13 protein-coding genes are annotated in these 14814 nt (G+C 73.2%); 5 read left to right on the forward strand and 8 right to left on the reverse strand.

All coding sequences use genetic code 11. The features are described from left to right. Positions 1–16: 16 nt before the first annotated feature. The 6 genes from OG370_RS13615 to OG370_RS13640 all read right to left on the reverse strand — a co-directional run bounded on the left by OG370_RS13615 (position 17) and on the right by OG370_RS13640 (position 6400). Positions 17–1432, reverse strand: a complete 1416-nt coding sequence (locus OG370_RS13615) for an MFS transporter (RefSeq protein ID WP_328463969.1) — start codon at positions 1430–1432, stop codon at positions 17–19. Beyond that, positions 1429–2037, reverse strand: a complete 609-nt coding sequence (locus OG370_RS13620) for a MarR family winged helix-turn-helix transcriptional regulator (RefSeq protein WP_328463971.1) — start codon at positions 2035–2037, stop codon at positions 1429–1431. Before OG370_RS13620 ends, OG370_RS13615 begins: the two co-directional genes overlap by 4 nt. Before the next feature lie 52 nt (positions 2038–2089). Continuing rightward, a complete protein-coding gene (locus tag OG370_RS13625; protein WP_328463973.1) occupies positions 2090–3463 on the reverse strand; it encodes a hemolysin family protein in 1374 nt (457 codons plus the stop codon). Positions 3464–3482: 19 nt separating this feature from the next. Further along, entirely contained in the window at positions 3483–3977 is a 495-nt protein-coding gene (gene ybeY / locus OG370_RS13630; RefSeq protein ID WP_328463975.1) for an rRNA maturation RNase YbeY, read from the reverse strand. A gap of 13 nt (positions 3978–3990) precedes the next feature. Then, on the reverse strand, positions 3991–5079 hold the full coding sequence (locus OG370_RS13635) for a PhoH family protein (protein ID WP_328463977.1): 1089 nt from the start codon (positions 5077–5079) through the stop codon (positions 3991–3993). Positions 5080–5182: 103 nt separating this feature from the next. Next, positions 5183–6400, reverse strand: coding sequence for a carbohydrate kinase family protein (locus OG370_RS13640; RefSeq protein WP_328463979.1), 1218 nt, complete (start codon positions 6398–6400; stop codon positions 5183–5185). A 186-nt stretch (positions 6401–6586) separates the two neighbouring features. Between OG370_RS13640 and OG370_RS13645 the strand changes: the two genes are divergently transcribed. Together OG370_RS13645 and OG370_RS13650 are read left to right on the forward strand one after the other, a co-directional pair. Next, positions 6587–7939, forward strand: coding sequence for a family 4 glycosyl hydrolase (locus OG370_RS13645; RefSeq protein ID WP_328463981.1), 1353 nt, complete (start codon positions 6587–6589; stop codon positions 7937–7939). A gap of 163 nt (positions 7940–8102) precedes the next feature. Beyond that, a complete protein-coding gene (locus OG370_RS13650; protein ID WP_328463983.1) occupies positions 8103–8921 on the forward strand; it encodes an HAD family acid phosphatase in 819 nt (272 codons plus the stop codon). 53 nt (positions 8922–8974) lie between these two features. Here the strand turns inward: OG370_RS13650 and OG370_RS13655 are convergent, their stop codons facing one another. Continuing rightward, positions 8975–9883, reverse strand: coding sequence for a ribonuclease Z (locus OG370_RS13655; protein ID WP_328463985.1), 909 nt, complete (start codon positions 9881–9883; stop codon positions 8975–8977). Between the two features lie 84 nt (positions 9884–9967). Next, on the reverse strand, positions 9968–10324 hold the full coding sequence (locus tag OG370_RS13660) for a histidine triad nucleotide-binding protein (protein WP_328463986.1): 357 nt from the start codon (positions 10322–10324) through the stop codon (positions 9968–9970). A 151-nt stretch (positions 10325–10475) separates the two neighbouring features. Between OG370_RS13660 and OG370_RS13665 the strand changes: the two genes are divergently transcribed. The 3 genes from OG370_RS13665 (at position 10476) to OG370_RS13675 (ending at position 14750) form a co-directional block, all read left to right on the forward strand. Beyond that, on the forward strand, positions 10476–10673 hold the full coding sequence (locus tag OG370_RS13665) for a hypothetical protein (protein WP_328463987.1): 198 nt from the start codon (positions 10476–10478) through the stop codon (positions 10671–10673). A 121-nt stretch (positions 10674–10794) separates the two neighbouring features. Next, positions 10795–11157 carry a hypothetical protein gene (locus OG370_RS13670; protein WP_328463988.1) on the forward strand — a complete coding sequence of 121 codons (363 nt, stop codon included), beginning with the start codon at positions 10795–10797 and terminating at the stop codon, positions 11155–11157. 80 nt (positions 11158–11237) lie between these two features. Beyond that, positions 11238–14750: a S41 family peptidase gene (locus tag OG370_RS13675; RefSeq protein ID WP_328463990.1), complete on the forward strand. Its 3513-nt coding sequence runs from the start codon at positions 11238–11240 to the stop codon at positions 14748–14750. Positions 14751–14814: the final 64 nt, after the last annotated feature.

Here is a 14814-nt window from a genome sequence, read left to right on the forward strand (position 1 = left end):
AACACGCCGCCACCCGCTACGACTTCCGGGTCAGGCCGCGGTCCAGAAGGGTCATCGCGAGGACCGCGGCGCCCGCGCCGATGAGGATGATCGCCGCCGCGTGCAGCCCGGAGTCGGTGGCGCCGTGCTTGAAGGCGAGCCCGGTGATGGTGGCGGAGACGATGGAGCCGAGGTAGCCGAAGGTGCGGAACAGCCCGGAGGCGGTACCGATCTGCTCGGGCGGCGACTGCGTGTAGAGCGCGGTCTGGTTGCTGACGGTGGCGGTGCCGACGCACAGGCCGAAGACGAGGGTGACGGCCACCACCAGGGCGACCGGGCTGTGCGCGGTCAGCGCGAGGATGCCCAGCGAGCCGGCCAGCATGGCGACCGCGGCGGTGACCAGCGGCCCGCGGACGAGGTTGCGCCGGGACAGCGGCCGCGAGACGAGCGCGGACAGCGCGCCCATCGGCAGGAGCAGCAGCCCCGCCTCCTCGGTGGACAGCCCCCGGCCGGCCTCCAGCCACTGGGTGAGCCCGTACATCACGGTGTAGGTGCCCAGCAAGGTGAGCGAGGTGCGCAGGTAGGTCCGGGTGAGGGCCGCGTTGGCACCGAGGCCGCGGATGTCGAAGAAGGGGGTGGGGGTGCGCAGTTCCCACCACACGAGCGGCCCCACCAGCAGCACGGCGACGGCGAGCGCGATCCAGTCGAGGTCCGGCAGGTCCATCAGGAAGACCATCAGCGCGGTCATGAACCCGCCGAAGCCGACCATGCCGGGCAGGTCGATCCGGGCGGCGATCTGCCGCGCACCGCGGCGCGGTCCGGTGGCGGGCGGGTCGGCCGGCACCCAGCACAACGTCATCACGAACGCGACGGCGGTGACGGGCACGTTGATCAGGAACGCCCAGTGCCAGCCGAGCGCGCCGACCAGGACGCCGCCGAGCGGAGGTCCCACCGCTGTGGTGGCCATCCCGGCGATCGCGATCCCGCCGAGCACCGCGCCGGGCGGCTCGGCCAGGCCCGCGGCGGCGGCCCGCCGCCGGATCAGCACCATCGCCGAGGGGAAGCCCGCGGACGTGCCGACGCCGATCAGCACCCGCGCCACGGTGAGCGTCGCCAGGTCGGTGGCGAAGCCGCCGAGCACACCGCCGAGCAGCACCAGCGTGATCCCGGCCAGGAACACCCGGCGCGGCCCGAACTCCTCCGCGAGCTTGCCCGCGGTCGGCTGGGCGATGGCGCAGGCCAGGTAGAGGCTGGAGACCAGGACCGCGGTGCTGCCGACGGACACGTGCAGCGCGGTGGAGATGGGCACGAGCGCGGTCGCGATGATCGAGCTGTTCACCGGGTTGAGCGCGGAGCCCACGTACAGCGGGGTCACGAAGCGCCAGGCGAAGGGGGCGGCAGCGTCGGTGCCCGCGGGCGCGGACGCTGCCTGCTGCCGTATTCGGAGCGTCATTCCGCCGGACCCTTCGGGCTCGCCACGTCCTTCGGGTCGTCTGATCCCTCCGGACCTTCCGGCCCCTTCGGCTCGCCGTCGTCGAGTTCCGCCGCCGCGAGCCGCTCCAGCAGCGCGATCGTGCGCTCCAGGTCAGCGCGCTCCCCCGCCGGGACCAGCGCGTCCAGGGCCCGGGTGAGGAAGGACTCCCGTGAGGACTCCAACGTGTCCAGCAGGCGCGCGGCGGACGGCTCGGCGGTCACCAGGGTCTTGCGGCCGTCGGCCGGGTCCCGGTGGCCCCGCACCAGGCCGGCCGCCTTGAGTACGGCCAGGTTCTGGGCGATGGACTGCGGGCTCACGTGCTGGGTGGTGGCCAGCCAGGCCGCGGTGACCGGACCGTCGTGCACCACGCTGCCCAGCACCGCGAGCTGCGAGATCGACAGTCCGGTGCCGTGCAGTCCCGCCTCCACCCGCAGGCGCGAGCGGAGGCGGGTGATGGCCACGCTGAGCCGGTGGGCGACCGCCGGCGTGCTGTCGGCCGCGGTGCCGCCGGCGGGCGTGGAGCCGGCCGGGGCGGTGCCGTCGGAAACCGGCACGGGGGTGCCGGCGGGGTCATGTGGGCGCATGACCGCCACCGTAACAGCTCGACAAGCAACTTGTTGAATTTACTTGTCGAAATTACCGATCGCCGCCGAGCGCCCCCTCGCCACGCCCCGCCGCGCCCGGCTCCGGGTGGCCCGCGACCCGCGTCGCCCCCGACGCCTCCGCACCGCTCACCGGCTCCACCAGCACCGTGCCGATCCGGTTCCGCCGTCCCGCCTGCGTCTCCGCGGTCAGCCGCAGCGCGACCGTACCGTCCGGTCCGACCGCCGACGCGTCCACCGGCAGCGGCACCACCGCGACCGCGCCCGGGATCGGCACCCGGCCCAGCGCCTTCGCCAGCAGGCCGCCGACCGTCTCCACGTCGTCGTCGTCGAGCGGCACGCCGTACAACTCGCCGAGGTCGCCGATGTCCAGCCGCGCGGTGACCCGGAACCGGCCGCCGCCCAGCCGCTCCACCGGCGGTGTCTCCCGGTCGTACTCGTCGGTGATCTCCCCGACGATCTCCTCCAGGATGTCCTCGATCGTCACGATGCCGGCGGTGCCGCCGTACTCGTCGACCACGACCGCGACGTGGTTGCGCTGCTGCTGCATCTCGCGCAGCAGGTCCCCGGCGTTCTTGGTGTCGGGCACGAAGAAGGCCGGCCGGATCAGCGAGGAGACCGGGTCGGACTCGGCATCGCGGTTGATGTGCACCCGCCGCGCCAGGTCCTTGAGGTAGACGAAGCCGACCACGTCGTCCTCGCTCTCCCCGGTCACCGGAATCCGGGAGAAGCCGCTGCGCAGCGCCAGCGTCATCCCCTGACGGACCGTCTTGAAGCGTTCGATCATCACGAGTTCGGTACGCGGCACCATCACCTCGCGCACGATCGTGTCGCCCAACTCGAAGACCGAGTGCACCATCCGGCGCTCCTCGTCCTCGATCAGCGACTCGGACTCGGCGAGGTCCACGGCCGCCCGCAGCTCCGCCTCGCTCGCGAACGGCCCGCGCTTGAAGCCCTTGCCGGGCGTGAGCGCGTTGCCCAGCAGGATCAGCAGCCCCGGCACCGGCCCCATCACCCGGGCCAGCGGCAGCAGGACGTACGACGCGGCGGTCGCGGTGTTCATCGGGTGCTGGCGGCCGATGGTGCGCGGCGAGACCCCGACCGCCACGTAGGACACCAGCACCATCACGCCGATCGCGACGCACAGCACCTGCCAGGTGCGGTCGAAGTGCCGGTCGGCGACCACCGTGATCAGGACGGCCGCGGCCGTCTCGCAGGCGACGCGCACCAGCAGCGCCACGTTCAGGTAGCGGGTGGGGTCGGAGGCGACCGCGACGAGGTTCGCGGCCCCGCGCCGGCCGGAGCGCAGCGCGTCCTGGGCGCGGAACCGGGAGACCCGGGCGAGCCCGGCCTCGGCGCACGCCGCGAGCCAGGCGACGATGACGAGCAGTACGGCGAAGACGACCATGAGGGTGCAGTCGCCGCCGTCAGCGGGTGGTGGGCGCGGGCGAGGGGCCCTCGACACCGCGCTCGGCCCGCCAGCCGTCCAGGATCGCCTTCTGCAGGCCGAACATCTCGGCCTTCTCCTCGGGCTCCTCGTGGTCGTACCCCAGCAGGTGGAGCAGGCCGTGCACGGTGAGCAACTGCAGTTCCTCGTCCATGGAGTGCTTCGTCGGCGCCTCCTCGCCCTGCTTCTTCGCCACCTCCGGGCAGAGCACGATGTCCCCGAGCAGGCCCTGCTCGGGTTCGTCGTCCTCCTTGCCCGGCCGCAGCTCGTCCATCGGGAAGGACATGACATCGGTGGGGCCGGGGAGGTTCATCCACTGGAGGTGGAGTTGCTCCATCGCGGCGGCGTCCACCACGATCACCGACAGTTCGGAGAGCGGGTGGATGCGCATCCGGTGCAGGGCGTAACGGGCGGCGTCCAGGACCGCCTCGTCGTCGATATCCCAGCCGGACTCGTTGTTGACGTCGATCGCCATGGTGGTGGAGTGGTTACTTTCTCTTCGGCCCGGAACCGCTGCCGCGCCCGCGCCCGGCGTCCTGGCCGCGCGCGGACTCTTCCTCGGCCTGGGCGTTGTCGTAGCGCTCGTAGGCGTCCACGATGCGCCCGACCAGCTTATGGCGGACCACGTCGGTGCTGGTGAGCCGGGAGAAGTGCACGTCGTCCACGTCGAAGAGGATGTCCTGTACCTGGCGCAGCCCGCTCTTGGTGCCGCCGGGCAGGTCGATCTGCGTGATGTCGCCGGTGATGACGATCTTCGAGTCGAAGCCGAGCCGGGTCAGGAACATCTTCATCTGCTCGGCGCTGGTGTTCTGCGCCTCGTCCAGGATGATGAACGCGTCATTCAGGGTTCTGCCACGCATGTAGGCCAGCGGGGCGACCTCAATGGTGCCGGCGGCCATCAGGCGGGGGATGGTGTCGGGGTCCAGCATGTCGTGCAGCGCGTCGTAGAGCGGGCGCAGGTACGGGTCGATCTTCTCGTACAGCGTGCCGGGCAGGAAGCCCAGCCGCTCGCCGGCCTCGACCGCGGGGCGGGTCAGGATGATCCGGTTGACCTGCTTGGCCTGAAGGGCCTGCACGGCCTTCGCCATCGCCAGGTAGGTCTTGCCGGTGCCTGCCGGGCCGATGCCGAAGACGATCGTGTGCCGGTCGATCGCGTCGACGTAGCGCTTCTGGTTGACCGTCTTGGGGCGGATGGTGCGACCGCGGCTGGAGAGGATGTTCTGGGTGAGGACCTGGGCGGGCGTCTCCGCCTCGCCGTCGGCCGACGTCCCGTTCGCCCGGAGCATCGCGATCGAGCGCTCGACGGCGTCCTCCGTCATGGGCTGGCCGGTGCGCAGCACCAGCATCATCTCGTCGAACAACCGCTGGACCAGAGCCACGTCGGCGGCGTCGCCGACCGCGCTGATCTCGTTGCCCCTGACGTGGATGTCGACGGCCGGGAACGCCTGCTCGATCACGCGGAGAAGAGCGTCACCGGAGCCCAGGACGGTCACCATGGGGTGCTTGGCCGGTACGACGAAGTGCGCGCGCGCCTGATGCGGCTGCTGCGGCTGCTGCTGGGTCGGTGTCTGAGTCATGGGCCGGCGCTAGGGCCTGCTCATCCCGCCTTCTGCTGGTCGATGGGCCCAGGGGGCCTTGGGGTACCAAGCGTACGACGCGGAACGCCGCAGGCAGAGGGGATTAGCGCTCGCCGTTTCGGGCCGCGCTGCCGGGTGCGCCCCCCGGCGCGCCCCCGACCGCGCCGGGGACTGATCCGCTGACCGCTCCACCGACCGCGCCGCCGGCCGCGCCGCCCGCCGGGCGGAAGCCGATCGTGGGGACGGCTCGGCGCAGCGGCCACGGTCGGGTGGCCGCCGGCAGCAGGTCCTCCAGGAAGCCGTACCGGCACACCGCCTCGCGGTGGTGCGGGGCCTGACCTGCGAACGCCTTGGCCTGCTCCCACCAGCCGGCGATCTCCATCCAGCCGGGCGCGGACAGCGACCCGCCGAACTCCTGCACGGACAGCGCCGCGCACAGCGAGGCGAACGCCAGCCGGTCGGCCAGCTGCCACTGCGCGAGGGTGCCGGTGACGAAGCCGGCCACGAAGACGTCCCCGGCGCCGGTCGGGTCCAGCGCCTCCACCGCCAGCGCGGGCACCTCCGCGGTCTGGCCGGTCGCGGAGTCCACCGCGATGGCGCCCTGCGCACCGAGGGTGACCACGGCGAGCGGTACGAGTTCGGCCAGCCGGTGGGCGGCCTCGCGGGGGCCGTCGGCCCGCGTGTAGCGGACCGCCTCCTCGGCGTTCGGCAGGAACGCGGCGCAGTGCCGCAGCCCGGCGAGGTCGGCGGGGTCCCAGCGGCCGGTCTCGTCCCAGCCGACGTCGGCGAAGACCTTCGTGCCGGACGCGGCGGCCCCGGCGATCCAGTCGTACCGCTCCTCGCCCGCCTCCCGGCCGCCGAGCGAGGCGACCGCGGCGCGGGCCGGCGGCGGGCAGGTCGGCACGGCGCCCTCCGGGGGCGGTGCGCGGTGGCCGTGGCTGACCATGGTCCGCTCGCCCTCGTACGCCATCGACACGGTGACCGGGGAGTGCCAGCCGGGGACCCGCCGGGACGGCCCGAGGTCGATGCCCTCGCCCTCCCGCAGGCACTCCCAGCAGTAGTCGCCGTACATGTCGTCGCCGAAGGCCGCGGCGAGCGTCGTGCGCAGGCCGAGGCGGGCCAGCGCGGTGGCCATGTTCGCGATGCCGCCGGGGCTGGAGCCCATGCCGCGCGCCCACGACTCCGTGCCTCGCACCGGGGCGCGGTCCAGCCCGGTGAAGATGATGTCCAGGAAGACGGTGCCCGTCAGGTACACGTCCGTCGCCGGGTCGCCCGGCGCACGCAGCCCTCCCAGCGGGTCGAGAACGGGATGATCGTCCATCCCCCCACTGTCGCACGGTGCCCCTGACCCGCCCGGTTGCCACGTACTGTCGGTTCCCGCGGCGCCCCTGACCCACCGGGTTGCCACGTGCTGTCGGTTCAGGGACCACCTGCCGGTGGGGTTGCGCCACGGACCGGTCGTAAGGTCCGGGGAGGACATTGGCCGGGCAGACGGGACGGATACGGCGTGCGACTCACCATCCTCGGCGGGGGCGGCTTCCGGGTGCCCCTGGTGTTTCGGGCCCTGCAAGGGGACCCCACGGTCACGGAACTGGTGCTGCACGACACGGACCCGCTGCGCCTGCGGGTCATCGCGAAGGTGCTGGCCGAGCAGGGGGCGGCGGGCGAGGCTCCCGGACCGCGGGTGCGGGTCGAGACGGACCTGGACGCGGCGCTGCGCGGCACGGACTTCGTGTTCTCGGCGATCCGGGTCGGCGGCACGGGCGGCCGGGTGCGGGACGAGCAGGTCCCGCTGGCCGAGGGCGTGCTCGGCCAGGAGACCGTCGGCGCGGGCGGCGTGCTGTACGGACTGCGCACCGTCCCGGTGGCCCTGCACCTCGCCGAACGCGTCCGCGCGGTGGCCCCGTCCGCGTGGGTGATCAACTTCACCAACCCCGCGGGGATGGTGACGGAGGCGATGGCCCGGGTACTGGGCCCGCGCGTGATCGGCATCTGCGACTCGCCGGTGGGGCTGGTCCGGCGGGCCGCGCGGGCGGCGGGCGCGAACCCGGACGCGCCGGGCTTCTCGTACGACTACGTCGGCCTCAACCACCTCGGCTGGCTGCGCGGACTCGCCCTGGACGGACGGGAGTTGCTGCCGGGGTTGCTCGCGGACCCGGCGGCGCTCGGCTCGTTCGAGGAGGGGCGGCTGTTCGGCGCGGAGTGGCTGTCGGCGCTGGGGTCGCTGCCCAACGAGTACCTGCATTACTACTACTTCGAGCGGGAGGCGCTGGCGGCGGTGCGGTCGGCCGACGCGACCCGGGGGGAGTTCCTGCACGCGCGGCAGTCGGAGTTCTTCGCGGCGGCGGACCGCGCGGGCGGTACGGAGGCCGGCTCGGCGGGCACGGCCGGCGGCGGCCCGTCGGCGTACGAGCTGTGGGAGCGCGCCCGGTTGGAGCGCGAGGAGACCTACATGGCCGAGAACCGCGCGGCCACCGGCGGCTGGCAGCGCGACCCGCACGACCTGGACGGCGGCGGCTACGACAAGGTGGCGCTCGCCCTGATGCGGGCCATCGCGCGGGACGAGCGCACCGTGCTGATCCTCAACGTGCCCGGCGGTGGGGTGGTTTCGGCGCTGGACCCGGACGCGGTGGTGGAAGTGCCGTGCGAGGTCGGCGCGTTCGGGGCCCGGCCGCTGCCGGTAGCGGCGCCCGACGAGCACCAGGCCGGGCTGATGCTGGCGCTGAAGTCGGTGGAGCGGGCGGCGATCGAGGCGGCGACCACCGGTTCGCGGGCGGCGGCGCTGCGCGCGCTGGTACGGCATCCGCTGGTCGACTCCGCGGCGGCGGCGAGCCGTATCCTCACCGCGGCGAACTGGTGAGAACCGGCGGAACCCGGCCCGCGCGTCTCTGAACTGCGGGTTAACGCAAAGGAAACCACGGATGAACCCGCGTTGCGCCGCCACGCGCGTAGATGGGCCTTGACCTGCTCGGATGCCGGGGTCTACATTCCGCCGCACCACCAAGCTTTGAAGGAGCACCGCCATGCCCCGTGCCCGTCTGTCCCTGCGTACCCGCGCGCTGGCCGTCACCGCCACCGCGGTGACGCTGGGCGCCACGTTCTACGGCGTCGGCGTCGCGACCGCGGACAACTCCGCACCGCGCAGCGACAAGCAGATCCCCAATCTCACCAACGTCGTCGACGAGATCAAGGCGTACTACGGCGACACCGTCGACGCTTCGGGCGAGCACCAGGCGTCCCCGACCAGCAACTACGCCCATCAGGTCGCCGGGATCGAGGCGAAGGCGAAGTCCTGGCTGGCGCAGGCGGGCACCGCCGGCCACGGCCACGGCGGCGGGAAGGGCCACGGCAAGAGCGGCAAGCCCGCGATCGTGCTCGACGTCGACGACACCAGCCTGCTGACGTACAACTACGAGCTGGAGGTGGGCTTCAACTACACCCCGGCGAGCAACCAGACGTACCTGGACACCAAGAACATGCCGCCGGTCTTCGGCATCGACACCCTCGTCAACTGGGCCGCCTCGAAGGGCATCACGGTCTTCTGGATCACCGGCCGCCCGGAGGCGCAGCGCGCCGACACGGTTCGGAACCTGACCGCGGAGGGCTTCAAGGCGCCGGCCGACACCTCGCACCTGTACCTGAAGAACGCGGCCACCCCGCCGTCGTACCTGCCGTGCGGCGCGACCTGCACGACCATCGAGTACAAGTCCGGCACGCGGGCGCACATCGAGTCGCTGGGCTACGACATCGTCGGTAACTTCGGCGACCAGTACAGCGACCTGGAGGGCGGGCACGCGGACAAGTCGTTCAAGCTGCCGAACCCGATGTACTACCTGCCGTAGGGCGTGAAGCCGCCGTAGGCGTGAAGCTGTGCCGTCCGGCGGCAAGGTCCCCTTCAGGGACGGCGTTTGGGCACCGGGACGCGCATCAGGTCGCGGGCGACGGTGAGTTCGCCGGCGAAGCCCGCCGCGCGGGCCTGGTGCCCGAAGTCGTCCGGGTCGGGGTAGCGCTGCGAGAAGTGGGTGAGCACCAGGTGCCGTACACCCGCTTCCGCGGCCACCCGGCCCGCCTGTCCCGCCGTGAGATGGCCGTACTCCTCGGCGATCCCGGCGTCCTGGTCGAGGAAGGTGGACTCGATCACCAACATGTCGCATCCCGCGGCGAGTTCGGGCACCGCCGGGCACATCCGGGTGTCCATCACGAACGCGAACGACTGGCCCGGCCGCGGCTCGCTGACCTGATCAAGCGTCACCCCGCGCAGCTCGCCGTCGCGTTGCAGCCGGCTGATGTCCGGCCCCGCGATGCCGTGTGCGGCCAGCCGCTCCGGCAGTATCCGCCGCCCGTCCGGCTCGTCCAGCCGGTAGCCGTACGCCTCCACCGGGTGCGACAACCGCCGTGCTGACAGCGTGAGTTCGCCGGTGACCGCGATCGGGCCGTCCTCGTCGAGCGGCCACTCGCGCAGCTCGGCGGTCTCGCGGTACGCGGTGGCGTACCGCAGCCGCTCGAAGTACCGCTGCCCGCTCGCCGGGTAGTGCGCGGTGATCGGGTGCGGCACCCGGTCCAGGTTGATCCGCTGCACCACCCCGGCCAGGCCCAGGCTGTGGTCGCCGTGGAAGTGCGTGACGCAGATCCGGGTCAGGTCGTGCGCGGCCAGCCCGGCGTGCACCATCTGCCGCTGGGTGCCGTCGCCGGGGTCGAAGAGGATGCCCTCGGTGTCCCAGCGCAGCACGTAGCCGTTGTGGTTGCGCTGCCGGGTCGGCACCTGGCTGGCGGTGCCGAGCACGACGAGTTCGCGGGGTGACATGGCGCTGGGGTCCGTACGGTCGCGGGTCGGGTCGGGTCCGGGTGTTCGGGTCGGGTCCGGGTGTTCCGGCCTCCGGTGCCCGGCTCAGACCAGCCGCTGGAGGTCGCGGCCGCCCAGCACGTGGGCGTGCGCGTGGAAGACGGTCTGGCCCGCGCCCGGACCGGTGTTGAACACGATCCGGTAGCCGGTCCCGACCACGTTCTCCCGCGCGGCCACCTCGCCGGCCTCCCGCAGCACGTCCGCGGCGGCGGCCGGGTCACCCGCGGCCAGCTCGGCCGCGTCGGCGTAGTGCACCCGCGGGATCACCAGCACATGGGTGGGCGCCTGCGGGTTGATGTCCCGGAACGCGATGGTGGTCTCCGTCTCCCGCACCACCGTCGCCGGGATGTCCCCGGCCACGATCTTGCAGAACAGGCAGTCCGGCTGCGCTTCTCCCGCCACGGCGGCACCCCTTGCTCTTCCGCTCGTCCGTCCGCGGCCGGCGCCGTCCGCCGGCCCGCACCTGGCATCGTATCGGCCCGCCCGTCGTCGTCCTCGCGCTGCGGCCCCCCTTGCGTGTTCCGGTGCGGCGCCCGCTGGGCACATCACGGGAGTGAGGGACGAACGCGCACCCCGGGCGGGCAGGTTACGTGACTGGTCGATCTCCGCGGGCTGCCTGCTCGCGATGCTGATGCTGGTCGGAGCCATCCTGGCGGGGCTCGGCACGATCGCCTACTACGCGCTGCCGTCGTGCCACACCGACTGCCGCACGAGCACGGGGGGCGGCGGTGGAGGCGGCGGAGGCGGGTGAGGCGGGTGAGCCGGCCGACCGGCCCGGGCCCGCAGGCGTCCGCGCGGACCGCGGCCCTTAAGGGCGGACGTCCACCGTGTGGGGGATGGCCGCAGTGAAGAAGGCGGGGCATCGTGGGGGGATGGGACGCATCCGGAGGAACTGGGGTGTCGGGGTGGCGGGAGCCGCCATGGTGATGGCCACGGTCGCGGCGTGCGATCCCGTGGACGGGCTGAGCAGCTCCAACGTGTCGGTGAGCACTGACCAGTTGGCCACCAAGGCGCTGAAGCAGGAGCACGTCGAGGTGCAGTGGCTGTCGTGCAGCGCGACCGAGGACGGGAAGGACCCGAAGGTCGACTGCGTGGGCCGCACGAACGACCAGCGGAAGATCTCCGTGAAGGGCGACGTGACCCGGCAGTCGAACCTCAAGTGCGTCCAGGGCCATCTGACCGCGTTGGTGGAGGGCCGCACCGTGTTCGACGTGCACGGGCTCGGCGCGTGCTGACCGGCCGCGCTCCGCGCGGGGGCCCCGGTTCGTACCGAGGGGCACTGCTCAGCGCAGTTGATCGTGGTTAGGCTGGCTTCGTGACGCAGTCCTCGCTCTCCGCGCGCCCTTCGGGCCCTGTTCACCCCGCATCTCACCCCTCGTACCTGAGGCACCCGCACCCGCACGGTGACCTGGTCGTCTTCACCGCCGAGGACGACGTGTGGGTCGCGCCGCTCGACGGCGGCCGGGCCTGGCGGGTCAGCGCGGACAACATGCCGGTCCGGCGGCCGCGGATCTCCCCCGACGGCAGGTCGGTGGCGTGGTCCTCCGCCCGCGACGGCGCCCCCGAAGTCCACGTGGCGGACCTGGCCGGGGGCCCCTCGCGGCGGCTCACCTACTGGGGCAACGCCCAGACCGGCGTGCGGACATGGACGCCGGATGGCGAGCTGGTGGTGGTGACCACGGCCGGCCAGGCGTCGATCCGCCGTACCTGGGCGCACCGGCTGCCGCTGGACGGCGGCCCCGCGCGGAAGTTGCCGCTCGGCCCGCTCGGCGACCTCGCGTACGGACCGGACGGCGCCCTGCTGCTCCAGTCGGTGACGATGGGGCGCGAGGCCGCGTACTGGAAGGGCTACCGGGGCGGCACCGCGGGCAAGTTGTGGCTCGACCCCACCGGCGAGGGGGAGTTCGCCCGGCTGCACGAAGAGATCGACGGCAACCTCGAGTACCCGATGTGGGTCGGCGACCGGATCGCGTTCCTCTCCGACCACGAGGGCCAGGGCGCGCTCTACTCCAGCCGGCCGGACGGCGCCGACCTGCGCCGCCACACCCCGCTCGGCGGGTTCTACGCCCGGCAGGCAGGCACCGACGGCACCCGGGTGGTGTACACCGTCGGCGGCACCCTGTACGTGCTGGACAGCCTCGGCGAGGACGTACAGCCGCGCCCGCTGGAGATCGAACTCGGCGGCCAGCGGGTGGACTTGCAGCCCCACCCGCTGCGCCCGGCCGCGTATCTGGGTGACGCCCGGCCGGACCACACGGGCCGGGGCAGTGCGGTGGAGGTGCGCGGCACCACGCACTGGGTCACCCACCGGGGCGGCCCGGCCCGGGTCCTGGCCGCGCAGCCGGGCGTACGCACCCGGCACCCGCGGGTGTTCTCGCAGGGCGACGACCAGTACGTGGTGTGGGTGACCGACGCGGACGGTGACGACGCGCTGGAGATCTCCCCGGCCACCGGACTGCCGGCCGGCACCGCGCCGCGCCGGCTCGCGGCCGGGCGGCTCGGCCGGGTACACGAGTTGGAGGTGTCGCCGGACGGCCACCGGATCGCGGTCGCCTCGCACGACGGGCGGGTGCTGCTGGTCGACACGCAGACCGGCGAGGTCCGCGAAGTACCGACGACCGACACGGCCACGGCCGAGGGCGACGACGAACCCGCACCGGCGCCCGCACCGGCCGGAAACGCCGGCGACGTCAGCGACCTGGCCTTCTCCCCCGACTCCGGCTGGCTGGCCTGGTCCCAGCCCGGGCCGGGCTCGCTGCGGCAGATCAAGCTCGCCGCCACCGCGGACCTGACCCTGGTGGACGCCACCCCGCTGCGCTTCATCGACTTCGCGCCCGCGTTCACCGCCGACGGCCGGCACCTCGCCTTCCTGTCCCAGCGGGCCTTCGACCCGGTCTACGACGCCCACGTGTTCGACCTCTCCTTCCCCAACGCCTGCCGCCCGTACCTGATCACGCTCGCCGCCACCACGCCCTCGCCGTTCGGCCCGCAGCGGCACGGCCGCCCGTACGACGACGGGGACGAGAGCGGCGAGCATGGGGACGGCGGCGGCACGGGTACGGGCACGGGTCTGGGGCCGGCCGCGGGCCAGGGCACCGGGGCGGGCGTGAGCGCCGGCACCGGCGCGGACGACGGCTCGGACAGCGGTTCCGGCGAGGAGTCCGACGACGCCTCCGACGGTGACTCCGGCAACGGCTCCGACAGCGACAACGGCGGCTCCGACAGCGGTGGTTCGGGCCGGCGCGGCCGCCGGGACCGGCCCCGTCCCACCAAGGTCGACGCGGAGGGCATCGCCGACCGGATCGTGCCCTTCCCCGTCGAGGCCGGCCACTACTCGGGGTTGGAAGCCGCCAAGGGCGGGGTGCTGTGGCTGCGGCACCCGCTCGTCGGCAGCCTCGGCGCGTCGCTGGCCACACCCGAGGCCGAGCCGCCGGAGACCGTCCTGGAGCGTTACGACCTGCGGCAGTTGAAGGTCGAGGAGATCGCCTCAGACGCCGACGGCTTCGCGGTCTCCGGCGACGGCGCGAAGGTGCTCGTCACCAGCGGGGCGCGGCTGCGGATCGGGCCGGCGGACAGCAAGTCCGATGACGACTCGGACAGTTCGACGAGCATCGACCTGGCCCGGGTGCGCGCCACCGTCCAACCCGCCGACGAGTGGCGGCAGATGTTCGACGAGACGCACCGCCTCGCCCGCGACCACTTCTGGCGTGCCGACATGGGCGGCCTCGACTGGGACGCGATCGGCGAGCGGTACCGCGCGCTGCTGGACCGCATCGCCACCCACGACGACCTCGTGGACCTGCTGTGGGAACTCCACGGCGAGCTGCGGACCTCGCACGCGTACGTCTCGCCCCCCGGCGGCTCCGGTGACCCGCGCCGCCGCCAGGGCCTACTCGGTGCGGACATCTCCCGTGCGGAGGACGGCAGTTGGCGGGTGGACCGGGTACTGTCCGGCGAGTCCTCCGACCCCCGGGCGCGCTCGCCGCTGGCCGCACCCGGGGTGGCGGTCCGCGCCGGGGACACCCTCGTCGCGGTGGACGGGCTGCCGGTCGACCCGCTGACCGGCCCCGCGCCGCTGCTGGTGGGCACCGCGGGCAAGCCGGTCGAGCTGACGGTCACGCCGGCCGCGGGCGGCCCGGTCCGGCACGTGGTCGCGGTGCCGCTCGCCGACGAGGAGGCGCTGCGCTACCACGACTGGGTCGCCGACCGGCGCGCCTACGTCCACCGGGCGTCCGGCGGCCGGCTCGGCTACCTGCACGTGCCCGACATGGTCAGCAACGGCTGGGCCGAACTCCATCGCGACCTGAGGGTCGAGGTGGCCCGCGAGGGGCTGGTGGTCGACGTCCGCGAGAACCGCGGCGGGCACACCTCGCAGCTCGTGGTGGAGAAGCTGGCCCGCCGGGTCATCGGCTGGGACCTGCCGCGGTACGGCCACCCCTTCAGCTACCCGCAGGACGCTCCGCGCGGGCCCGTGGTGGCGGTGGCCAACGAGTTCTCCGGGTCGGACGGTGACATCGTCAACGCGGCGATCCGCACGCTCGGGATCGGCCCGGTGGTCGGCACCCGCACGTGGGGCGGCGTGATCGGCATCGACAGCCGCTACCAGCTGGTCGACGGGACCTCGGTGACCCAGCCGAAGTACGCGCTCTGGTTCGAGGGGTTCGGGTGGTCCGTGGAGAACCACGGGGTCGAGCCCGACGTCGAGGTGGTCGTCACCCCGCAGGATTATGCCGCCGGGCGCGATCCCCAGCTCGACCGTGCCATCGGGATGGCCCTGGAGGCGTTGGCGGCGAACCCGGCGAAGTCGGCGCCGCCCCTTCCGGGGTAGGCGGCACCCTCCCGGGTGCCCCTGTCCGTGGTTCTCGGGACCTTGCGGTGGGGCACCGCGGGAC

The organism is Streptomyces sp. NBC_00448, from assembly GCF_036014115.1.
In the GTDB taxonomy this organism is placed as follows: domain Bacteria; phylum Actinomycetota; class Actinomycetes; order Streptomycetales; family Streptomycetaceae; genus Actinacidiphila.

Excerpts from the sequence above, each read along its gene's own strand:
- OG370_RS13615 (WP_328463969.1), bottom strand. The coding sequence starts at position 1,432 with ATGACGCTCCGAATACGGCAGCAGGCAGCGTCCGCGCCCGCGGGCACC.
- OG370_RS13620 (WP_328463971.1), bottom strand. The coding sequence starts at position 2,037 with ATGCGCCCACATGACCCCGCCGGCACCCCCGTGCCGGTTTCCGACGGC.
- OG370_RS13625 (WP_328463973.1), bottom strand. The coding sequence starts at position 3,463 with ATGGTCGTCTTCGCCGTACTGCTCGTCATCGTCGCCTGGCTCGCGGCG.
- ybeY (WP_328463975.1), bottom strand. The coding sequence starts at position 3,977 with ATGGCGATCGACGTCAACAACGAGTCCGGCTGGGATATCGACGACGAG.
- OG370_RS13635 (WP_328463977.1), bottom strand. The coding sequence starts at position 5,079 with ATGACTCAGACACCGACCCAGCAGCAGCCGCAGCAGCCGCATCAGGCG.
- OG370_RS13640 (WP_328463979.1), bottom strand. The coding sequence starts at position 6,400 with ATGGACGATCATCCCGTTCTCGACCCGCTGGGAGGGCTGCGTGCGCCG.
- OG370_RS13650 (WP_328463983.1), top strand. The coding sequence starts at position 8,103 with ATGCCCCGTGCCCGTCTGTCCCTGCGTACCCGCGCGCTGGCCGTCACC.
- OG370_RS13655 (WP_328463985.1), bottom strand. The coding sequence starts at position 9,883 with ATGTCACCCCGCGAACTCGTCGTGCTCGGCACCGCCAGCCAGGTGCCG.
- OG370_RS13670 (WP_328463988.1), top strand. The coding sequence starts at position 10,795 with ATGGGACGCATCCGGAGGAACTGGGGTGTCGGGGTGGCGGGAGCCGCC.